Below are 20,788 nucleotides of genomic sequence, written 5' to 3' on the forward strand. Positions count from 1 at the left end.
GGGCCCACCCGTTACCGGATGGGCCCTCGTCGCCGAGAAAATGGTGTGACTCAGTAGCGCCAGGTCAGATTGACCATGGCGTGACGCGGCGCGCCGAAAAAGGACTGATCCCACTTCAGGCTGGTCAGGTACTTCTCATCGGTCACGTTGTTGACGTTCAGGGACGCCGTCAGGTTATCGCTGAAGTCGTAGCTCGCCATCAGGTCTACCACGGCGTAGGCCTCCTGGCGGGTCTTGCCATCGGCGAAATCGCGCGGACGCTCGATGTCATCCTGCCAGCGGACACGCGTTCCTACCTTGAGCCGATCCATGAAGGCAGGTCGATAGCTGGTGGTCGCCCGCAGCATATTGCGCGGGATATAGGTATTGACGTCCTTCCCCTCGGCGTCCTCGATCTCCAGATAGGTATAGCCAACGCTGGCATGCCAACCCGGCGCCAGCTCGCCGGCCAGGGTGGCCTCGGCCCCCTCGCTGGTCACGCCCTCGCCACTACGGTGGAAGGTGCGCCCATCGGGCAAGGTGCCTGCCGGCAGTGCCACGTTGTCCTGTTCGGTGCGAAACAGCGCCAGGGAACCGTCTGCCATGCCGTCGAACATGTCCGCCTTGATACCGATCTCCTGACTGACACCATCGATGGGATCGAGGTAATCGCCGTTGCGATCGATCTCGGTCTGCGGCTGGAAGATCTGCGTATGGCTGGCATAGAGCGAGGCGGCGTCGGTGACGTCATAGATGACGCCGGCATAGGGCGTCAACTCATGGTCGACGGCGGTGTCCTGGGAGGCGCCATACTGCTCCCCTACGGTGTCCAGCCAGCTCAAGCGCGCACCGACTACCGCCATCCAGCGATCGGCCAGGTCCAGCTTGGCCGCGCTGTAGACGCTGCGCTCCTTGATGGTGGCGTCATTGGCGAAGTCAGGGCTACCGAAGCTGGGCTCAGGGTAACGACCGTCCCATTCGCGAAGCGACGGCACGCCCCGGGACGCCACATCATAGAGGGAACTCTGCTGGTTGCGGCTCTGGCTCCAGTCCGTGCCCAGCACCAGTTGATGGCTCCTGCCCAGCACGTCGACATCGCCCTTGGCATGGACATCGGCGATCCACTGCTCCAGGTGGCGGTCATACTTGCTGATGGTGATCTGGCTGGCATCATAGCCACCGGTGGCGGCATCCGGCACACCATATAGATAGAACAGCTGGGTGTCGGACAGCATGTCCAGGTGCGTCACTGTCCCCTTGAGACGCCAGTCGTCGTTCAGTTCCTGCGCCAGTTCCACGAAGCTGCGCCGGGTCTCGACATTCCAGTAGGACCAGTCGGGGGCCGAGCTCGTCGACACGTCATAGTCGATCCGTTCGCCAGCGGTGTCGTAAAGCGGCAAGGCGCCCCACATGTTGCCGTCGGTATCATTCTGCTGCCAGGTGTGGCCCAGGGTCAGCCGAGTGGTATCCGTCACATCGGCCTCAAGTACCCCGTACAGCAGTCCGCGTTCACGCTCCAGGCGATCAAGGTAGGAATCGGTCTGCTGGCCCGAGGCTACCAACCGTCCCCGCACCCTTCCCTCACTGTCGAGCGACCCGGAGACGTCCACATCCAGTCGCCGCCGATCCCAGCTTCCCAAGGTGCCCGAAACGGTTGCCTGGGGCGTCTCGGTAGGCCGCTTGCGGATAAAGTTCACGGTGGCCGCCGGGTTACCCGAGCCGGACATCAGGCCGGTCGCCCCGCGAACCACCTCGACCCGGTCGTAGATGGCGGTATCCATGTCGCCATGCACATTGTTGTAGGGCATCGGTACCCGCAAGCCATCCACCTGGAAGTTGGAAAGCTCGAAGCCTCGCGAGCTGTAGAAGGTGCGATCGGTCTCGAGTCGCTCCACCGTCACGCCAGGTGAGCTCTCCAGCACATCGTTGACGGTGTCCAGTTGGAAGTCATCGATCTGGGCACGAGTGACGGTCGATACCGACTGCGGCGTCTCGCGTGGCGTCAGGTCCAGGCGCGTTGCCGTGCTGGTGCGCGGTACACGATAGCTGTCGCTCCCCTCGGAGACGAGGGAGAGCGCCTCGGCCTCGACGGTGATGGCATCCAGGTCATCGGCCCCTTCATCCGACTGAGCCAGCAGCGTCGGCGAAACGACCATCATCAGCGTGCCTGCTGCTGCCAGGCCCAAACCATGGCGTACGGCCCTGCATAGCGGGTCGGGAGAGGGGGAGCCGGGCATAGGGGACATCACGGGGATAGATTTCATAAGGGGACGATTCGAGATCATTCTGCTTTGAGCATCTTATCGGTGGATGGACGCCGCCATTATATAGGAACAATTACTATTTGAAATACTGAATGATAAACATTACTGTCACTACCGCTTCGGGAACACGCCCCGGTGGCCCCGGCCGCGAGCCTCGAAGCCGATAACCAATTTCAAGCAAGGGTTCCCCAAGAGATGTTCCATCCCACCAAGACGCGCACCGCCTGGCTCGTCCCGGTCATGCTCGGCCTCCCCGGCCTGGCCGCCGCCCAGGCCAGCGACGACGAGACCACCGCCTCCCCCGACCTCTCCCCCCTGGTGGTCACCGCCACCCGCAACAAGAGTCTCGCCGGCGAGACGCCCCAGAAGGTTACCGTCATCACCCGCGAGCAGATCGAGCAGCAACTGGCCATCACCGACGATCCCGGCCAGGTGCTCAGCAACCTGATTCCCTCCTACTCGCCGAGCCGCCAGAAGCTCTCCAATGCCGGCGAGACCTTCCGCGGGCGCTCTCCGCTCTTCCTGGTGGATGGGGTGCCCCAGACGAACCCGCTGCGCGACAGCGCCCGTGACAGCTACACCATCGACCTCTCCATGGTCGAGCGCATCGAGGTGATCCACGGGGCCAGCGCCGAGCATGGCCTGGGTGCCACCGGCGGCATCATCAACTACGTCACCAAGCGTGCCGATGCCGGTGAGCTCAACCAGCACGTCGGCGTCCGCCTGACCAGCGACGACGACTTCGAGTCCGAGGGCTTCGGCCACAAGCTCGACTACCGCATCAGTGGCCAGCGCGGCGACTGGGATTACCTGGCCGCCGCCAGCCGCCAGCAGCGCGGCGTCTTCTACGACGGCAACGACGACGTCGTGGGTATCGCCTACCCGGGCGAACTGCAGGACTCCACCAGCTACGACCTGTTCGGGAAGCTCGGTTACTGGCTCGACGACGACCAGAACCTCGAGCTCTCTTTCAACCACTTCGAGCTGGAGGAAGGCGACGACTACGTGCCGGTACCCGGCGATCGGGACGCGGGCATCCCGACCACGGCGCGCAAGGGCGATCCGGATGGCGACCCCGGCTACAACGAGGTGACCAAGGCACGGCTGTCGTACTCGCATGCCGACTGGTTCGGCAACGAACTGGATGCCCAGGTGTATCGCCAGCGCTTCCGGGCACGGTTCGCCACCACGCCCTACTTCCCTTTCCTGGATGACAATGGCGAAACGCGGTTCGACCAGACCCGCAACGAATCCGACAAGCTGGGCGCCAAGTTCACCCTGAACCGCAGCGGCCTGCTCGACGACCGCCTGGCCGTGACCGCCGGCCTGGACCTGCTGCAGGACGAGACCCGCCAGATGCTGGTGCATACCGAGCGCACCTATGTACCCGAGAGCCGCTTCCGCAACCTGGCGCCCTTCCTCCAGGGCGAGTTCCAGCTGCTCGATCCGCTGACCTTGCACGCCGGGGTCCGCCACGAATATGCCGAGCTCGACGTCGACGATTTCTCGACCATCGACCGCAGCAACGTCACCCAGGACAACGTCACCGTCCAGGGCGGCGACCCGAGCTTCGACGAGACGCTGTTCAACGCAGGCATCGTCTACCAGGCCACCGACTGGGCCCAGCTCTACGCCAACTATTCCGAGGGCTTCGGCATGCCCGACGTGGGCCGGGTGCTGCGCGGCATCGGCGAACCGGGCCAGGACATCGACACCCTGCTGCAGCTACAGCCGATCGTCACCGACAACCGTGAGATCGGCGCCCGCTTCGACTGGGACCGCTACGGCCTCGAGCTGAGCTACTACGAATCGGACTCGGATTTCGGCGAGCGTCTCGCCTTCGACAGCGACAGGGGCATCTGGGTCGGCAACCGCGAGAAGACCGAGATCCGGGGCCTCGAGGTCACCGGCGAGATGCGCGTCAACGACGCCCATGACCTGACGGTGTCCTACACCCACGCCGAAGGCGAATCGGACACCGACGGCGACGGCAGCGTGGATACCGAGCTGACCGGGCTCAACATCGCCCCGGATACCCTCAAGCTGGCCTGGAGCGCCGCCTGGAACGACCGCCTCTCCACTCACCTGCAGAGCCGCTATTACTTCGACCGCAGCGTCGACGATCCCGAACTCGAATTCGACGGCTACGGCCTGGTCGACGCCTCCCTGGCCTACCGCCTGCCCGTGGGCCGCGCCACCTTCGGTATCGAGAACCTCACCGACGAGCAGTACATCACCTACTACTCCCAGGCGGGGCGGATCAGCGACGACTACTACTTCGCCGGCCGGGGACGCACCTTCACCCTCGGCTACCAGCTGGATTTCTGAGGGGAACACGCCTTCCACTGACTAGCTCGCGCCTGGCGGCACCCTTCGGGTGCCGCTTTTTTGTGTGTCAGCGCCAGCGATGGAGCAGATAGACGAAGAACGGCGCCCCGATGCCGGCGACGAAGATGCCCGCCGGCAGGTCCCGGGGCAGGAAGGCGAGCCGCCCCAGCAGGTCGGCGTGGAGCAGGATCAGCGCCCCGACCAGGGCGGTCACCGGCACCAGGGCGGCGTGGCCGCGGGCCACCAGCCGCCGGGCGATGTGCGGGGCGAGCAGGCCGATGAAGCTCAGCCCGCCGGCGAAGGCCACCGCGGATCCGGCCAGGGCCACCGCCAGCAGCAGCAGCGCCAGGCGGCTGCCACGCACCGCCGTGCCGAGCCCGGTGGCCAGGTCGTCGCCGAGCGCCAGGGCATCCAGGCGTCGCGCCAGCCCCAGGGCCAGGGGCAGCCCCAGCAGCGCCCAGGGGGCGAGCGCCGCCACCTCCCGCCACTGGGCGGCGTAGAGGCTACCGGTCAACCACACATAGGCCTGCATCGCCGTGGTATCGGCGGCGAGCACCAGCACCAGGGTGGTGGCCGCCCCCAGGGCGGCGGCGAGGCCGATGCCGATCAGCACCAGCCGCGCCGGCGTCACGCCGCGCCCGCTCAGGGCGATGATGGCGAGCGCCACCAGCGCCGCCCCCCCCAGCGCCGCCACCGGCAGCCAGGCCTCGCCCAGGGCCGCCCCGCCCAGCGCCAGGAAGCTCACCGCCGCCAGGGAGGCGCCACCGGTGATGCCGATCACGTCCGGCGAGGCCAGGGGGTTACGCACCAGCCCCTGCAACAGCAGGCCGGCCACCCCCAGGCAGGCGCCCACCAGGATCCCCAGCAGCACCCGCGGCAGGCGGATCTCGTGGACGATCAGCGCGATGTCGCTATGCCCGGGGAACAGCAGCGCCTCCAGTACCGCCGCCGGCGGGGTGGCCTGGCTGCCCAGGCTCAGCGAGATGCCAGCGCTGGCGACGAGGGCCAGGGCCAGCAGCAGGGTCACCGCCAGGCTGCGGCGGTCGAGGCGCAGCGACAGCCGCCCCCCGGCGGCGCGCCACACCAGGTCGGCTCGAGGCGTGGTCATGGGGTCAGGCTCCGGCGTCGGGCGAGGGTGAGGAAGAAGGGAGTGCCGAGCAGCGCCGTCATCACCCCCACCGGCACCTCCTGGGGCGGCATCAGGAAACGTGCCAGGGTATCGGCGGCCAGCAGCAGGCCGGCGCCGAGCAGGACGCAACCCGGCAGCACCCAGCGATGGTCGCGGCCGAACAGGGCGCGCACCATGTGCGGCACGATCAGGCCCACGAAGCCGATCATTCCGGCCATCGCCACCGAGCCGCCGGCCAGCACGATGACCACCGCCCCGGCCAGCAGCCTGACCCGGCCGGTGCGCAGCCCCAGTCCCTTGCCTACCTCGTCGTCCAGGACCAGCAGGTTGAGCTGGCGTACCAGCAGCGCGCAGAGCCCGGCGGCGACCAGGAAGAACGGCAGCAGCGGCGTCACCACCTCCAGGCCGCGTCCCGCCACCGACCCGGCCAGCCACAGCAGCAGGCCCTCGAAGCGCTCCTGATCGATGATCAGCAGGCCCTGGGCCAGGGAGACGAAGAGCGCGGTGATCGCCACCCCGGCCAGCACCACCCGCACCGGCGAGAGGCCGCCGCCCCGCTCGCGCCCCAGCAGGGCGACCAGCAGGGCCGCCGCCAGGGCGCCGAGGAAGGCCACCCAGACCAGCGCCAGCGGCGAGCGCAGGGCGAAGACGGCGCTGGCCACCACCACGAAGCACATGGCCCCGGCGTTGATGCCGAGGATGCTCGGCGCCGCCAGGGCGTTGCGGGTCAGGGTCTGCATCAGGGCCCCGGCGACCGCCAGGCTGGCGCCGACCAGGGCGGCGATCGCCGCCCGCGGCAGGCGCTCGCTGAGCAGGATCAACTGCGGTGTGGAACCCGGATCGGGGGCCAGGACGGCCTCCACCAGCGTCGTCGCGGGGATCTCGGCGGCGCCGAGCAGCAGGCTGGCCAGGCCGGCGGCGAGTGCCAGCAGGGCGCCGAGCACCAGGACCAGCAGCCTGGCCAGGGGCGTGGTCAGCATCTGGCGCCCTCCCCGTGGTCCAGGCCATAGTGGGCATAGAGTTCGTCGAGCAGGCGGTTGGCGGCCTGGATGCCGGCGCCCATGTTCCAGGTCACCGGATCGACGTAGTAGACCCGGCCCCGCTCGACCGCCGCGAGGTTCCGCCACAGCGGATGGGCGGTCCAGTCGCGATGCAGCTCGGCCACCGCCGGGTCGTCGCGCATGAAGACGAAGATGACATCGGCGTCCATGGCCGGCAGGCTCTCGCGGCTGACCAGCTTGATGCCCCAGCCGGAGCCATCCTGGCCATCGGGCCGGCGCAGCCCCACCTGGTCGAGGATGCTCCGCGCGAAGCCGTCATAGTAGAGGCGCGCATGGTCGGCGCGGAAGCTGACCACCGAGGCGCTCTGCGGCCAGGCGTCTCCCAGCGTGGCGGCCGCCCGGCAGCGAAAATCGGTGACCCGCGCCTGCCAGGCGTCGAGCAGCGCCCGGGCCCGGGCCTGGCGCCCGGTGGCCTCCCCCATCAGCGCGAGCAGCGCCTCAAAGTCGTAGGCGTTGTCGGCGACCACCGTGGGGGCGATGCGGGACAGCAGCGGATAGACGGCGGCATGGCGGTAGCGGGCACCGACGATCAGGTCGGGGGCGAGGCCCGCCAGCGCCTCCAGGTCCGGCTGGGTCTCCAGCCCCAGGTAACGCACGTCCCCCGGCAGGTCGTCGCGCAGGTAGCGGTACATGGGGCGCTCCAGCCAGGACTCGACGACACCCACCGGCTCGATCCCCAGGGCCAGGGCGCTGTCCGTGGCCCCCTGGTAGAGGGTCACGAGGCGCACGGGACGGCCCTCGATGGTCGCCGTCCCGAACGCATGGGCCACCCGCCTGGCCGGCTCGGCGAACACGGAGGGCGACCAGGCGGAGCAGCAGGCGGTGAGCAGGACGAGAAGGCGCGCCAAGGTCGTGGCGAGGCGGTGCACGGCGGAGATCCCCCGGGGCAGATGGACACTGGGGGCGAGAAGATGACACAATCTCATCTCATAATACAAACCATTATCAACAGGAACCCCATCTCGCCATGCCTGCCTGCCGCCTCCAGGGTGATCGACTGACCGCCGGCTACGAGGGCCGGCGCGTCCTCGACGGCGTGGACTTCCGGGTCGAGGAGGGCCGGGTCACGGTGCTGCTGGGCCCCAACGGCAGCGGCAAGTCGACGCTGCTCAAGACCCTGGCCCGCACCCTGACGCCCGAGGCCGGACGCGTGCTGCTCGACGGCCGCGACATCCATCGCTATCGCACCCGGGAGGTCGCCCATCGGCTGGGCATCCTGCCCCAGAGCCCCACCGCCCCCGAGGGGCTGACGGTACGCGAACTGGTCGGCATGGGGCGCTTCCCCCACCAGCGGCTGTGGCGGCAGTGGTCGGCGGCGGACGAGCGTGCGGTGCACGAGGCCATGGCCATCGCGCGGGTCGCCGACTTCGCCGCGCGCCCGGTGGACGCCCTCTCCGGTGGCCAGCGCCAGCGCTGCTGGATCGCCATGGTGCTGGCCCAGGAGACCGACCTCATCCTGCTCGACGAGCCCACCACCTTCCTCGACCTCAAGGTCCAGGTCGAGCTGCTGGAGCTGCTGGTCAAGCTGGCCCACGAGCGGGGTCGCACCCTGCTGCTGGTACTGCACGACCTCAACCTGGCCGCGGCCTACGCCGACGTCCTGGTGATGCTGCGCGACGGCCGCATCGAGCACCACGGCCCCCCCGAGACCGTGTTCACCGCCGCCAACCTCAAGCGGGTCTTCGATCTCGAGGCCGAGGTGATGCGCGCCCCGAATACCGGCCGTCCAATCTGCGTGCCGGGGCTCGGCACCGCCGTCGGCCCGGCCCATCCTCGCCACGAGGTCTCGGCATGAGCGCGGTCCAGCGCTTCTGCGCCCGGGAGAGCGCCGCGCTGGGCGACCCCCTGGCGGGCAGCGCCGCCCACGCCGAGCGCAACCTGCTGCTCAGCTGGCCGCGGGCCAAGTGGCGGCGCAACCTGCGCCAGGCCAGCGATATGCCCGTGGAGGTTTCCGACAGGCTCGATGCCCTGGCCGCCGAGGGGCGACGGGTCAACCTCATCCACCGCCGCGACCAGCGCCCCGATCGCCACCGCCTCTACCTGATGCCGGAGAACCGCCGCTTCGAGGCCTCCCGCGACGAGCTCCCCGCCCTGCTGCGGGCCCTCGAGGCAGGCGGCTCCCTCTCCCGCTGGGAGACAGGCCCGCCGCCGGGACCGCTGCTGCTGTGCTGCACCCACGGCAGGAAGGACAAGTGCTGCGCCAAGTTCGGTTACGCCACCTACAAGGCGCTGGCCGAAGCCGTCGCCGACCGGGCCCTGCCCTTCGAGGTGTGGGAGAGCACCCATCTCGGCGGCTGCCGGCTGGCGGCCAGCGCCGTGGTCTTCCCCGCCCTGCGCAAGTACGGCCGCATCGGCGCCGAGGACGTGGTGCCGCTGCTCGAGAGCGAGGCGGCGGGGCATCCCTACCTGCCCTGCTACCGCGGCGACTCCCGGCTCACCCCGCTGCAGCAGTGCGCCCAGGTCGCCGCCCTGGAGTGGCTGTCCGCCCGCGGCATCCGGGGGGCCAGCCTGCGGGTGGAGACCACCCGGGACGAGCCACCCCAGGGCGCGGTGACCCTCCACTGGGCCGACGACCGACACCGGGGCCGGCTTCGCGTCGGCTGCCGGACCCGCGAACTGCTGCGCCACGATACCTGTGCCGATATCGATGGCGACGGCCCCCAGCGCAGTGCGGTCTGGTACCCGCTCGCCATCCACCCCTGCCCCGCCGACTGACGCGACCCGCGCCACCCCACCGGCTCGCCCCAGCGGGGCGTCGCCGCCTGCCTGACACCTCCTCGCGCCCCCGCCGCGCATAAAAAAATGTCGCCGCCGAGTTCAGAAAGCCCCGGCGCCTGCGTCTTCTCCCAGGCCAGCACTACGAATGAAAAGAATTCGTATTATCAAAAAGGCGACACGGTGAGATGACCAACGCACAAGGTGACACCATGACCTCAGAGGTTCAGGCAAGGCACACTGTCCCCGGGTATCGCCCCGCCCCCCTGGCGGAGGACCAGCTGTTCAACGCCCGCCACGCCGAGGCCTACTGGCAGCAGGCGACCCGCTGCCTCGACCTGGTACGGCGCCGGGTGGCGTCCGTGGACAGGCCGTTCAGCGGCGCACGGCCCGCGGAGCTCGAAGGGCTGTTCGACGCCATCGACCTGGACGCCCCCCTCGGCGACCTGGATCCCGCCCTCGAGGAACTGGAGCGGGTCTACCTGAAGGATGCCGTCTACTTCCACCACCCGCGCTACGTGGCGCACCTCAACTGCCCCATCGTGCTGCCCGGCATCCTCGCCGAGGCGATCCTGTCGCCGATCAACTCGTCCCTCGACACCTGGGACCAGAGCGCCGGCGGCACCTTCATCGAGCAGTCGCTGATCGACTGGACCGCCCGACGCCTCGGCCTGGGCCAGGACGCCGACGGCGTCTTCACCAGCGGCGGCACCCAGTCGAACCTGATGGCGCTGATGATCGCCCGGGACCACCACGGCGCCTCCCTCGAGGGCCACGGCGGCAACAAGCAGCAGGGCCTGCCGCCGGACTACCGGCGGCTGCGCATCCTCGGCTCCGAGGCCAGTCACTTCAGCCTGCAGAAGTCGGCGGCGATCCTGGGGCTCGGCTATCGGGCGGTGATGCCGGTGGCCTGCGACGCCGACTACCGCATGGATCCCCGGGCGCTCGAGGCGCGCCTGGAGGAGTGCCTGGCCGAGGGCCTGATTCCCATCGCCGTGGTGGCCACCGCCGGCACCACCGACTTCGGCAGCATCGACCCGTTGGAGCGGATCGCCACCCTGTGCCGCGCCCACGGCATCTGGCTGCACGTGGATGCCGCCTACGGCGGCGGCCTGCTCTGTTCACGGCGCGAACGCCATCGCCTGGCCGGCATCGAGCATGCCGACTCGGTGACCATCGACTACCACAAGACCTTCTTTCAGCCGGTGAGCTGCAGCGCCTTCCTGGTGCGACGGCGCGGCGACCTGCGCCACCTCACCCACCACGCCGACTACCTGAACCCGCTGTGCCAGGCCGAGGCCGGCACGCCGGACCAGGTCAACAAGAGCCTGCAGACCACCAAGCGCTTCGACGCCCTCAAGCTGTGGCTGACCCTGCGCATCATGGGCGCCGACGCCCTCGGCGAACTGTTCGAGCGGGTCATCGACCTGGCCGGCGAGGCCCACGCCTACCTGACCCGCCACCCCGACTTCGAGGTGCTGCTCGCCCCACCGCTGAGCACCCTGGTGTTCCGCTACCGCCCGGCGGGCCTGGACGAGGCCGAACTCGACGAACTCAACGCCCAGGTCCGCGCGGCGCTCTCCCGCCACGGCGAGGCGGTGATCGCCGCCACCCGGGTCGGCGGCCGCCGTTACCTCAAGTTCACCCTGCTCAACCCCGACACCCGGCTCGATGACCTCACCGCCATCATCGAGCGCATCGTCCACCACGGCCGCGCCTGGGGCGAAGCCCCGGCCCCCGCCGCCGCTTCCTGACGCCAGCGAGAACCGACCATGCAACAGACAGTGCACGACTTCATCGCCATCGGGCTGGGCCCGTTCAACCTGGGCCTGGCCTGCCTGACCGATCCCATCGAGGAGCTCGACGGCCTCTTCCTCGAGCGCCGCGACGGCTTCGACTGGCACCCCGGCCTGCTGCTGGAGGACGCCACCCTGCAGACGCCCTTCATGGCCGACCTGGTGACCATGGCCGACCCCACCAGCCGCTTCAGCGTGCTCAATTACCTGAAGCAGCAGGGCCGACTCTACAACTTCTATATCCGCGAGGATTTCTTCCTGCTGCGCACCGAATACAACCGCTACTGCCAGTGGGCCGCTTCCCAGCTCGACAGCATCCGCTTCGGCACCGAGGTGACCCGGGTCGACTTCGATGAGGCCGAAGGCGTCTACCGGGTGAGCTGCCGCGACACCGCAAGCGGCGAGACCCGGGTGCACCTGGCCCGGCGTCTGGTACTCGGCACCGGCACCCGGCCCTTCCTGCCGGAGGGCTGCCGCGACGTCGCCCCCCGCCCGCTGCACTCCAGCGAGTACCTGGACCACAAGGCCGAACTGCAGCGCCAGGCGGCCATCACCATCGTCGGCAGCGGCCAGAGCGCCGCCGAGATCTACCACGACCTGCTGGCCGACATCGACCGCTTCGGCTACCGACTCGACTGGATCACCCGTTCGCCGCGCTTCTTCCCCCTGGAGTACGGCAAGCTGACCCTGGAGATGACCTCCCCGGACTACATCGACTACTTCCACGCCCTGCCCGAGGCCACCCGCAACCAGTTGATGGAGCGGCAGAAGGGGCTCTACAAGGGCATCGACCTGGAGCTGATCAACGCCATCTACGACCTGCGCTATGCCAAGGAGCTCGGCGGCGGGGTCCACTCCGAGCTGCTCACCAACACCAGCCTCGAGACCTGCCGCTATGACGCCGAGCGCGGCGAGTACGACCTGACCCTGTGGCACACCGAGCAGCGGCGCCACTACCGCCACCGCACCCCGGCGCTGATCATGGCCACCGGCTATCGCTACCACATGCCGGACTTCCTGGCGCCCATCGCCTCGCGCCTCGCCTTCGACGGCGCCGGTCGCTACGCCGTGGGCCGCTTCTACGACATCGACGGCGGGCGCGGCGAGCTCTTCGTGCAGAACGCCGAGCTGCACACCCACAGCCTGGTGGCGCCGGACCTGGGCATGGGCCCCTACCGCAACGCCTGCATCATCCGCGCCCTGACCGGCAAGGAGATCTACCCCGTGGAGCGGCGCATCGCCTATCAGCGCTTCGGCGCCCCCAGCGAGGCCGTCTTCGAACCGATGGACGCGGAGCCCGCATGAGCCCCACCCCCTGGCTGGTGGCCGTGACCGCCGTGGCGGTGGTCAGCGACGCCATGCTGCTGCCCTTCTACCCGCAGTTCTTCGCCGAGCGTTTCGGTGTGGCCGATCCGTCCCACATCGGCCTCTACCTGGCCATGAGCTGCCTGGTGGTGCTGCTGGCGCTGCCCGTCTGGGCGCACCTGGCCCGGCGGCTCGGCACCCTGCGCCTGCTGATCGGCACCCAGGTGGTGGCCGGGGCCCTGAGCCTGTCGTGCGCGGTGGTCACCTCGCTGCCGATGTTCTGGGGCCTGTCGCTGGCCATGCTGGTGGCCAAGGCCAGCTACCTGTTGGTCTATCCCTACCTGATGCACCTCGAACCGCCGGGGCGCCACGCCCCCCTGATCGGCACCCTCTCGGTGGTGGTGCATGCCGGCGGCATCCTCGGCGCCATGATCGGCGGCCTGGTGCTGGAGCACTGGCAGGCGGCCCAGGTGTTCCGGGTGATGGCGGTGAGCGATGCCCTCCAGGTGGCGGTCTGCCTGCTGCTGCTCCGGCACGGCCGGACGCCGCATGCCGTCCCCGCCTCCCCGCCGGCCGCGGGCACCAATGGCGCCATCCTGCGCCTGGGCCTGGTGATGCTGCTGTTCTACTTCAGCGCCCACCTCGCCCGGCCCTTCTTCGCCCGGTACTGGGAGCTGGCCTCGGGCCTGCCCGGTGAGGTGCTGGCCGGAGCGGTGTTCGCCATCCCCGGTGGCGTGGCGGTGGCGCTGCTGGCCCTCGACCTGCTGGCTCGCCGCCCCGCCGGCCACGCCATCGTGCTGCCGCTGGGCATCGGCCTCACGGGCCTGCTGCTGCAGGCCAGCGGCGAGGTGGTCGCGCTCCTGGCCGGCCGGCTGCTGTTCGGCTGGGCGCTGTTCCGCGTCACCGTGCGCCTCGAAGTGCGCCTCTTCCGGCTCAGCACGCCCGCGCGCTACGCCAGCGACTTCAGCAAGATCCACGTCTTCCAGGGGCTCGGCGTGCTCGTCGCCTCCTGGGGCGCCGGCCGCCTGGTCGATGCCTTCGGCCTGGCCAGCCCCTTCCTCGTCGCCGCGCTGGGTTTCGTCCTCTGCGCCCTGGCCCATCGCCTGCTGCTGGCCAGGGAGGAGACGACCCCGCAGCGGTTCCCCGACCCCGCATCTGCAAGGACCTGACCCATGAACCTCTTCCAACCGACCCCGACCACCCGCACCACCTATTCGCGCCATGCCCAGGGCATCGGTACCTTCGGCCTGCGTCCACTGCACCTGCCCGAGGACCTGGCCCTGATCCACGCCTGGGTGAGCGCGCCCCGCGCCCGCTTCTGGGGCATGCAGGGCCACTCCCCGGAGCGGGTCCAGGCCTTCTACCGCGACCTCCAGGAGAGCCCCCATGCCCAGGGCTACCTGGGCCTGCACGACGGCCAGCCGGCCTTCCTGGTGGAGTGCTACGACCCGCGCCATGACCCCATCGGCGACCACTACCCGGTGGCCGAGGGCGATCGCGGCATGCACTTCCTGGTGGCCCCGGCCGAGACCCCCATCCCCGGCTTCAGCGTCCAGGTGATCACCACCATCCTGGCCTTTATGTTCGAAGACATTGGCACCCAACGGGTGGTGGTGGAACCCGATGTCAACAACCGCAAGATCCATCCGCTCAACCGCCGTGTGGGCTTCGTCTACGAGCGCGAGGTGGAACTGCCCGAGAAGACCGCCCACCTGGCCTTCTGTGACCGCGAGGCCTTCGCCTCGGCGGTCAGCGGCGAGAACCCGCGGCTGAACCCGGCCCTGGCCATCCGCCCGGCCGACGCCACCCGTCACCTCGAGCCACGCCTCTGGGCCCGGGCCAACCGCCTGCTGGTACGCAAGGCCATCGCCGAATTCGCCCACGAACGGCTCCTCGATCCCGAATGCCTGAGTCTCGACTCCCGGGGGGGCAGCTATCGACTGGCGGTGCCGGGAGAGGCCATCGAGTACCGCTTCCGGGCGCGCGTGCTGGCCCTCGACCACTGGTCCATCGAGGCCACCTCGCTGGAGAAGCTGGTCGACGGCGAACCCGAGGCGCTGGATGCCCAGGGGTTCATCCTCGAGTTCCGCCGCGCCCTGGGCATCGGCGACGAGATGCTGCCCGTCTATCTCGAGGAGATCGCCAGCACCCTGTTCGGCAGCGCCTACAAGCTCGCCGACAACCGCCCCGATGCCGACGGCCTGGTGGAGGCCGACTTCCAGACCCTGGAGGCCGCCATGACCGAGGGGCACCCGGTGTTCGTGGCCAACAACGGTCGCCTGGGCTTCGATGCGGTGGACTACCACGCCTATGCCCCCGAGGCCGCCGCCCCCATCACCCTGGTGTGGCTGGCCGTGCACCGCGAGGATGCGGAGTTCAGTGGCGCCGAGGGCCTCTCCTACACCACCCTGCTGCGCGAGGAGCTGGGCGAGGCCACCCTGGCCGATTTCCACCATCGCCTCCGGGAGCGGGGGCTCGATCCCGACGACTACCTGTTGATGCCGGCCCACCCCTGGCAGTGGTTCCACAAGCTGGCCATCACCTTCGCCGCCGAGGTGGCCGAACGACGCATCGTCTGCCTGGGCTACGGCCACGACCTGTATCGTGCCCAGCAGTCGATCCGTACCTGGTTCAATACCAGCCAGCCGCAGCGGCGTTACGTGAAGACCGCCCTGTCGATCCTCAACATGGGCTTCATGCGCGGCCTCTCGCCGAATTACATGCGCGCCACGCCGGCGATCAACGACTGGATCGAGCGCCTGGTCGAAACCGACCCCACCCTCAGGGCGCTCGGCTTCGACATCCTCCGCGAGGAGGCCGCGATCGGCTATCGCCGCGATGCCGTCGAGTCGGCCTTCGACCGCTACAGCCCCTACAAGAAGATGCTGGCCTGCCTGTGGCGGGAAAGTCCGCTGGCCCGGCGCGTGCCGGGGCGCCGCCTGATGACCATGGCCGCCCTGCTGCACGTCGATGGCCAGGGTCAGGCCCTGCTGCCGCGACTGATCCGGGCCTCGGGGCTGGCCACCCGCGACTGGCTGGATCGCTATCTGCGGGTCTATCTCACCCCGCTGCTGCACTGCTTCTACGCCCATGACCTGGTGTTCATGCCGCATGGCGAAAACCTTATCCTGGAGCTCGAGGACAATGTCCCGGTCACGGCGCTGATGAAGGACATCGCCGAGGAGATCGGCATCATGAACACCGAGGTCGAGCTGCCCGAGGCCGTCTCGCGCATCAGCGTGGAGGTCCCCGAACCGCTCAAGGTGCTGTCGATCTTCACCGATGTGTTCGACTGCTTCCTGCGCTTTATGGCGCCGATTCTCGTCGAAAATGGCGATATCAATGAGAAAACGTTCTGGGAACGGGTGGCCCATTGCGTGATCGACTACCAGCAGGATCATCCCGAGTTCGCCGAGAAGTTCGCCCGCCACGATCTCTTCGCCCCGGAGTTCACCCTGTCTTGCCTGAACCGGCTGCAGCTCAACGACCACCAGCAGATGGTCGACCTGGCCGACCCGGCGAAGAACCTGCAGTTCGCCGGCACCCTGGTCAATCCCATCGCCGCCTTCCGCCCGGTGAAGGCGACCGATACGCCAAGCCGGGAGGTCCTGGCCTAGCCCCTTCACCCGGGCCCGACCGGGTCCGGGGAATCATGTTTGATAATGAGTCTTATTATCATAATAATGGGCGCTCTGGATTCCAGGACGGAGCGCCCCATGACGGCCCAGATCGATCTCGACACCCTCTTCCGACACCACGCCGGCGACCTCGCCGGCTACCTCAAGCGCCAGCTCGCCTGTCCCGACCTCGCCGAGGACCTCTGCCAGGACGTCTTCCTGCGGATCGGCCAGTTGCGTGACCCCGAGGCCCTCACCCAGCCCCGGGCCTACCTGTTCCGGATCGCCCGCAACCTGATCGTCGACCATCACCGCCGGCGCCGCACGCGCCCCCTCGACCAGCCCCTCGACGACCACGAATCCTGCCTGACCTGCCCCCGGGCCTGCCCCGAGACCGCGACCGACCATGCCCTGTGCCTCAAGGGGCTGCGGGCGGTGCTGGCCGACCTGCCACCGCGACTACGCCAGGCCCTGGTCTGGCACCGCCTCGAGGGGCTCACCCAGGCCGAGATCGGTCGTCGACTGGGCGTCTCGGAACGCATGGCCGGCCGCTACGTGGCCCAGGCCATCGAGCACTGCCGGAACTTTTTTTGATAACGATTCGCATTTCATCTACTATCCTGCCACGACACTTCGGCGGAGGCACCATGACCCAAGCGCTGTCGACGCTCTATATCGGCCCCCTGGCGGGCCTGGCCCCCCCGCGCGTCTCGGCGGCTCCCGGGGCCGACACCCTGTCCGCCCGGGACCTGCTCGACCCGGCCCGCCTCGCGGCCCTCTTCGACTGCTTCGGTGCCCAGTACGGGCATGGCGATCGCCGGGCGGTGGCCTCGCTGTGGTCCAAGTGGCACTTCAGCGCGCTCAGCGCCCACGCCCTGGCCGCCAACCTGCTGCTGGAGCGCGACCTGCCGCTGAGGCTGGACGAGCTTCGCCTGATCCAGTCGCCGGAAGGCCAGACCACGGGGCTCAGCCTGCGCCATGCCGGGCGCCCGCTCGGCGAGCTCGACGGCCTGGCACGCTTCACCACCTTGCTCGACGGCCACCTGGCGCCGTTGATCGAGGCCCTGGCCGCGACCACGGGGGCCTCGCCCAAGGTGTTCTGGAGCAATGCCGGCAACTACTTCGAGTACTTCGTCGGCGCCCTGGCCGAGCATCCCATGGCCTCGCCCGGGATGGCCGAGCCCGCCCAGGCGCTGATGGAGAGCCGCACCCTGCCCGATGGCCGACGCAATCCGTTGTATCGTCCGGTGCGCTACGTCGAACCGGTCGCGCCGGACCGGCCCCGTCGCGTGCGCCGATTGTGCTGCATCCGTTACCTGATCGAGGAGCTGGGCTACTGCGCCAACTGCCCTCTGGAGTGCCGACGCGCCCCCCGGAGCGCCAGGGAGGCCGGATGAACCAGCCGGCCATCGACGGGCGGGCCCACACCCCCAGGGATCTCCTGGCCTATGGCCGCCGCTACGGCCTCGACTATCGCGTGCCCGGGCTCTCGCCCCAGGCCGAGACGCCGGTGGTGCGCGGAACGGTCCGCGAGTTCTCGCTGCGCCCCGGCATGCAACTGATCGCCTCCGACGTGGAGGTACTGCACCGTTACGACTCGCACTCTCGCCGGCCCACGCCGCTATCGATCATCGCCATGCTGGAGGGCCGGGCCGAGGTGCGCCTGGCGGGGCGCGTCCTGACCCTCGCCCCGGGCATGGCGCTGAGCGTGCGATTGGAGGCGGGACACGGCCTGGAGGCCTCCCAGCCCGCCGGGCAGCGCCTGCGCGCCCTGACCCTGAGCCTGGACGAGGCGCAGCTGGCCGCCTTGGGCGCCGCGGCACCCGCCAGCACGCGGCGTTCCTGCCTGCACGCCTGGCGGCTGCCCGAGCCGTTACGCCAGGGCCTGGATCAGGCCCTGGGCACCCCGCCGACCGACGAGGCCCGACACCGGCTGCTGATCGAGGGACTCGGCCTTCAGTTGCTGGCCCAGGGCCTGCCCGGCGACGCCCCTCCCATGGCCCCGACGACACCCCTGCCCCCCCGGGAACACCGACGCCTGGAGCGGGTCCGCCTGGCGCTGCAGGACGACCCCGCCCGGGAGCACCGTCTCGATGCCCTGGCCGAACTCGCCGCCATGAGCCCCGCCAGCCTGCGTCGCAAGTTCCGGGCGGCCTTCGGCCGCAGCGTCTTCGACTACCTGCGCGAATGTCGGTTGACCCTGGCCCACGACTACCTGCGCCAGGGCTACAGCGTGCAGCAGGCCGCCCACTTCTCGGGCTACCGCCACGCCAGCAACTTCACCACCGCCTTTCGCCGTCACTTCGGCCATGCGCCGAGTTCCCTCGGCCGGGCGAGCTGAGCACTGCGCATAGCCGGGTGAGCGCCCGGCATACCTCGACCCGCCCCATAAAAAGCAATAATTCTCATTACCTAAAGTCACCCCGCAGCATCACAGGATCTCCCATGTCGACTCCACGCCCCCTGGCGCTGGCGGTGTCGCTCGCCGCCGCCGGCTCGCCCCTGATCGTCCAGGCCCAGGACCCCGAGGCCCTCTCCCCCCTGACCGTCACCGCCGAGGCGGTCACCAAGACCGAGACGCCGTTCAACGAGACGCCACAATCGGTGTCGGTCATCGAGAATGAGGAGTGGGACGCCCGGGGCGCCGACACCGTCCAGCGCGCCGCCGATTACACGCCGGGCGTCTATACCAACCAGGTCGGCGCCTCCAACCGCTACGACTACCTGGCGCTGCGCGGCTTCACCGAGGGCAGCGTCAGCAACACCTTCCTCGATGGCCTCAAGGTGATGAGCGACGGCGGCTCCTTCAGTTCGCTGGTCGTGGATCCGTGGTTCCTGGAACGTATCGAGGTGGTCAAGGGACCGGCCTCGGTGCTCTACGGTCGTGCCTCCCCCGGCGGCCTGGTGGCCCAGACCAGCAAGCGCCCGGAATTCGAGCGCAGCGGTGAGCTGCGTCTCAAGGCCGGCAACAACGCCCAGCGCGGTGCCGCCTTCGACCTCACCGGCCCGATCGACGAGCAGCGCCGCGCCGCCTTCCGCCTGACCGGCCTGGCGCGTGCCGCCGACACCCAGTTCGATCCGGTGGAGGAAGAACGCTACGCCCTCGCCCCCCAGCTCAGCTGGGACGTCACCGACGCCACCAGCCTCACTCTCCACGCCTACCTGCACAAGGATCCGGAGGGCGGCTACCATTCCGGCCTGCCCTTCGAGGGCACGGTGGTGGACCACGCCGGACGCCGCGTCTCCCATACCTTCTTCGAGGGCGAGGAGGACTTCGAGAAGTTCGAGCGCGAGCAGCGCATGGTCGGCTACGAGCTGGAGCATCGCTTCACCGACGCCCTGACCGGCCGTCAGAAGCTGCGTTTCACGGATGCCGACGTCGAGCTGGAACAGGTCTACGCCTTCGGCTGGGCCAACGACACCGAACTCAACCGCTTCTTCTCCAGCGCCGACGAGTCGCTCCAGGCCCTGGCGGTGGACAACCAGCTCGAGGCCCGTCTCGCCACCGGCGGCGTCGACCACACCCTGCTCGCCGGCGTCGACTATCAGCAACGCGACAACGACGTCACCTGGGGCTCGGGGATGTTCCCCACCATCGACGCCTTCGACCCTCAGTACGGCGCCGAACCCACCGCCATGTTTGCCGACGTGCGCCGCAAGCGGGAGCTCGATCAGACCGGCGTCTACCTCCAGGACCAGCTGGCCGTGGGCAACTGGCGCCTGAACCTGGGCGGCCGCCATGACTGGGTGGATATTTCCAACACCGACCTCGACAGCGACATCGAGAGCGAGCTGGACGATACCCAGTTCAGCGGCCGCGCCGGAGTGCTCTACCTGTTCGACAACGGCCTGGCTCCCTACGCCAGCTACACCACCTCCTTCAGCCCCAACGCCGCCGTCGACCAGAACGGCGACCTCATCGAGCCCTCCCAGGGCGAGCAGGTCGAGACGGGCCTGAAGTTCCAGCCGGCGGGCACCCAGGACCGCTACAGCCTGTCGCTCTTCCATATCACCCAGGAGAACCTGGCCACCAAGCGTGCCAGCGAGAGCTTCTTCCGTGCCACCGGCGAGATCGAGTCCCGGGGCGTCGAGCTCGAGGCACATCGCCAGGTCACCGACAACCTGCGACTGCAGGCCGGCTACAGCTACACCGACGTGACCCTCGAGAAGACCGATGATGCCAACCAGGGCAACACCGACAATTGGGTGCCGCGCCATCAGGCCTCGGTGTGGGGGCAGTACGCCTTCCAGCAGGGCGGGCTCACCGGACTGGATGCGGGCCTCGGCGTGCGCTATTACGCCGATATCCATGCCGACGAGGCCAATACCGAGAAGCTGCCCGACTACACCCTGGTCGATGCCACCCTGGGCTACGACCTGGCCGAAGTGGGCCTCGAGGGCGTCTCCGCGCGGCTCAACGTCAACAACCTCCTCGACGAGGAATACGTCGCCGGCTGCAGCAGCATCGACTTCTGCTACTTCGGTGCCGAGCGCAGCGTGACGGCCACCGTCAGCTACGCCTTCTGACCCCCGACGCCCGCCGGTCCCACCGGCGGGCGTCTTCCTTCCCGCCATCCCCCCTCATTCGTCCTCC

General features: G+C 69.1%; 15 protein-coding genes. 11 read left to right on the top strand and 4 right to left on the bottom strand.

What is annotated here, in order from left to right; genetic code table 11:
- Nucleotides 1-50: 50 nt before the first annotated feature.
- Nucleotides 51-2,243, bottom strand: a complete 2,193-nt coding sequence (locus tag QWY80_RS11900) for a TonB-dependent siderophore receptor (RefSeq protein WP_290231730.1) — start codon at nt 2,241-2,243, stop codon at nt 51-53.
- A 195-nt stretch (nt 2,244-2,438) separates the two neighbouring features.
- Here QWY80_RS11900 and QWY80_RS11905 point away from each other — a divergent pair, with 195 nt between their 5' ends.
- Nucleotides 2,439-4,571 carry a TonB-dependent receptor gene (locus QWY80_RS11905; protein WP_290231732.1) on the top strand — a complete coding sequence of 711 codons (2,133 nt, stop codon included), beginning with the start codon at nt 2,439-2,441 and terminating at the stop codon, nt 4,569-4,571.
- Nucleotides 4,572-4,638: 67 nt separating this feature from the next.
- Here the strand turns inward: QWY80_RS11905 and QWY80_RS11910 are convergent, their stop codons facing one another.
- Genes QWY80_RS11910 through QWY80_RS11920 form a run of 3 tightly spaced genes read right to left on the bottom strand, consistent with a single transcriptional unit; the run spans nt 4,639 to nt 7,630 of the window.
- Nucleotides 4,639-5,679: a FecCD family ABC transporter permease gene (locus tag QWY80_RS11910; protein WP_290231734.1), complete on the bottom strand. Its 1,041-nt coding sequence runs from the start codon at nt 5,677-5,679 to the stop codon at nt 4,639-4,641.
- The gene (locus tag QWY80_RS11915) at nt 5,676-6,680 is read right to left on the bottom strand and encodes a FecCD family ABC transporter permease (RefSeq protein WP_290231736.1); all 1,005 of its coding nucleotides are present in this window, start codon (nt 6,678-6,680) and stop codon (nt 5,676-5,678) included. Before QWY80_RS11915 ends, QWY80_RS11910 begins: the two co-directional genes overlap by 4 nt.
- On the bottom strand, nt 6,674-7,630 hold the full coding sequence (locus QWY80_RS11920) for an ABC transporter substrate-binding protein (protein ID WP_290231738.1): 957 nt from the start codon (nt 7,628-7,630) through the stop codon (nt 6,674-6,676). The genes QWY80_RS11915 and QWY80_RS11920 overlap by 7 nt, the downstream gene beginning before the upstream one ends.
- A 98-nt stretch (nt 7,631-7,728) precedes the next feature.
- Between QWY80_RS11920 and QWY80_RS11925 the strand changes: the two genes are divergently transcribed.
- The 10 genes from QWY80_RS11925 to QWY80_RS11970 all read left to right on the top strand — a co-directional run bounded on the left by QWY80_RS11925 (nt 7,729) and on the right by QWY80_RS11970 (nt 20,721).
- Nucleotides 7,729-8,556, top strand: a complete 828-nt coding sequence (locus tag QWY80_RS11925) for an ABC transporter ATP-binding protein (protein ID WP_290231740.1) — start codon at nt 7,729-7,731, stop codon at nt 8,554-8,556.
- Nucleotides 8,553-9,476, top strand: a complete 924-nt coding sequence (locus QWY80_RS11930; RefSeq protein WP_290231742.1) for a ferredoxin family protein — start codon at nt 8,553-8,555, stop codon at nt 9,474-9,476. The genes QWY80_RS11925 and QWY80_RS11930 overlap by 4 nt, the downstream gene beginning before the upstream one ends.
- 212 nt (nt 9,477-9,688) lie before the next feature.
- Entirely contained in the window at nt 9,689-11,230 is a 1,542-nt protein-coding gene (locus tag QWY80_RS11935; RefSeq protein ID WP_290231744.1) for a pyridoxal phosphate-dependent decarboxylase family protein, read from the top strand.
- A gap of 18 nt (nt 11,231-11,248) precedes the next feature.
- Nucleotides 11,249-12,577, top strand: a complete 1,329-nt coding sequence (locus QWY80_RS11940) for a lysine N(6)-hydroxylase/L-ornithine N(5)-oxygenase family protein (RefSeq protein ID WP_290231745.1) — start codon at nt 11,249-11,251, stop codon at nt 12,575-12,577.
- On the top strand, nt 12,574-13,746 hold the full coding sequence (locus QWY80_RS11945) for an MFS transporter (RefSeq protein WP_290231747.1): 1,173 nt from the start codon (nt 12,574-12,576) through the stop codon (nt 13,744-13,746). The genes QWY80_RS11940 and QWY80_RS11945 overlap by 4 nt, the downstream gene beginning before the upstream one ends.
- A gap of 3 nt (nt 13,747-13,749) precedes the next feature.
- A complete protein-coding gene (locus tag QWY80_RS11950) occupies nt 13,750-16,194 on the top strand; it encodes a GNAT family N-acetyltransferase (RefSeq protein ID WP_290231748.1) in 2,445 nt (814 codons plus the stop codon).
- Between the two features lie 99 nt (nt 16,195-16,293).
- Nucleotides 16,294-16,788, top strand: a complete 495-nt coding sequence (locus QWY80_RS11955; RefSeq protein WP_290231751.1) for an RNA polymerase sigma factor — start codon at nt 16,294-16,296, stop codon at nt 16,786-16,788.
- A gap of 53 nt (nt 16,789-16,841) precedes the next feature.
- Nucleotides 16,842-17,591 (top strand): siderophore-iron reductase FhuF, encoded by a 750-nt coding sequence (gene fhuF / locus QWY80_RS11960; RefSeq protein WP_290231753.1) that lies wholly within the window; start codon nt 16,842-16,844, stop codon nt 17,589-17,591.
- Nucleotides 17,588-18,535 carry a helix-turn-helix transcriptional regulator gene (locus QWY80_RS11965; protein ID WP_290231756.1) on the top strand — a complete coding sequence of 316 codons (948 nt, stop codon included), beginning with the start codon at nt 17,588-17,590 and terminating at the stop codon, nt 18,533-18,535. The genes fhuF and QWY80_RS11965 overlap by 4 nt, the downstream gene beginning before the upstream one ends.
- Before the next feature lie 104 nt (nt 18,536-18,639).
- Nucleotides 18,640-20,721 (top strand): TonB-dependent siderophore receptor, encoded by a 2,082-nt coding sequence (locus QWY80_RS11970; RefSeq protein ID WP_290231757.1) that lies wholly within the window; start codon nt 18,640-18,642, stop codon nt 20,719-20,721.
- Nucleotides 20,722-20,788 lie beyond the last annotated feature (67 nt).

Origin of the sequence: Halomonas ramblicola (assembly GCF_030409215.1) — a bacterium.
Classification (GTDB): Bacteria; Pseudomonadota; Gammaproteobacteria; order Pseudomonadales; family Halomonadaceae; genus Halomonas; species Halomonas ramblicola.

Excerpts from the sequence above, each read along its gene's own strand:
- QWY80_RS11900 (WP_290231730.1), bottom strand. The coding sequence starts at position 2,243 with ATGAAATCTATCCCCGTGATGTCCCCTATGCCCGGCTCCCCCTCTCCC.
- QWY80_RS11905 (WP_290231732.1), top strand. The coding sequence starts at position 2,439 with ATGTTCCATCCCACCAAGACGCGCACCGCCTGGCTCGTCCCGGTCATG.
- QWY80_RS11910 (WP_290231734.1), bottom strand. The coding sequence starts at position 5,679 with ATGACCACGCCTCGAGCCGACCTGGTGTGGCGCGCCGCCGGGGGGCGG.
- QWY80_RS11915 (WP_290231736.1), bottom strand. The coding sequence starts at position 6,680 with ATGCTGACCACGCCCCTGGCCAGGCTGCTGGTCCTGGTGCTCGGCGCC.
- QWY80_RS11925 (WP_290231740.1), top strand. The coding sequence starts at position 7,729 with ATGCCTGCCTGCCGCCTCCAGGGTGATCGACTGACCGCCGGCTACGAG.
- QWY80_RS11930 (WP_290231742.1), top strand. The coding sequence starts at position 8,553 with ATGAGCGCGGTCCAGCGCTTCTGCGCCCGGGAGAGCGCCGCGCTGGGC.
- QWY80_RS11935 (WP_290231744.1), top strand. The coding sequence starts at position 9,689 with ATGACCTCAGAGGTTCAGGCAAGGCACACTGTCCCCGGGTATCGCCCC.
- QWY80_RS11940 (WP_290231745.1), top strand. The coding sequence starts at position 11,249 with ATGCAACAGACAGTGCACGACTTCATCGCCATCGGGCTGGGCCCGTTC.
- QWY80_RS11945 (WP_290231747.1), top strand. The coding sequence starts at position 12,574 with ATGAGCCCCACCCCCTGGCTGGTGGCCGTGACCGCCGTGGCGGTGGTC.
- QWY80_RS11950 (WP_290231748.1), top strand. The coding sequence starts at position 13,750 with ATGAACCTCTTCCAACCGACCCCGACCACCCGCACCACCTATTCGCGC.
- QWY80_RS11955 (WP_290231751.1), top strand. The coding sequence starts at position 16,294 with ATGACGGCCCAGATCGATCTCGACACCCTCTTCCGACACCACGCCGGC.
- fhuF (WP_290231753.1), top strand. The coding sequence starts at position 16,842 with ATGACCCAAGCGCTGTCGACGCTCTATATCGGCCCCCTGGCGGGCCTG.
- QWY80_RS11965 (WP_290231756.1), top strand. The coding sequence starts at position 17,588 with ATGAACCAGCCGGCCATCGACGGGCGGGCCCACACCCCCAGGGATCTC.
- QWY80_RS11970 (WP_290231757.1), top strand. The coding sequence starts at position 18,640 with ATGTCGACTCCACGCCCCCTGGCGCTGGCGGTGTCGCTCGCCGCCGCC.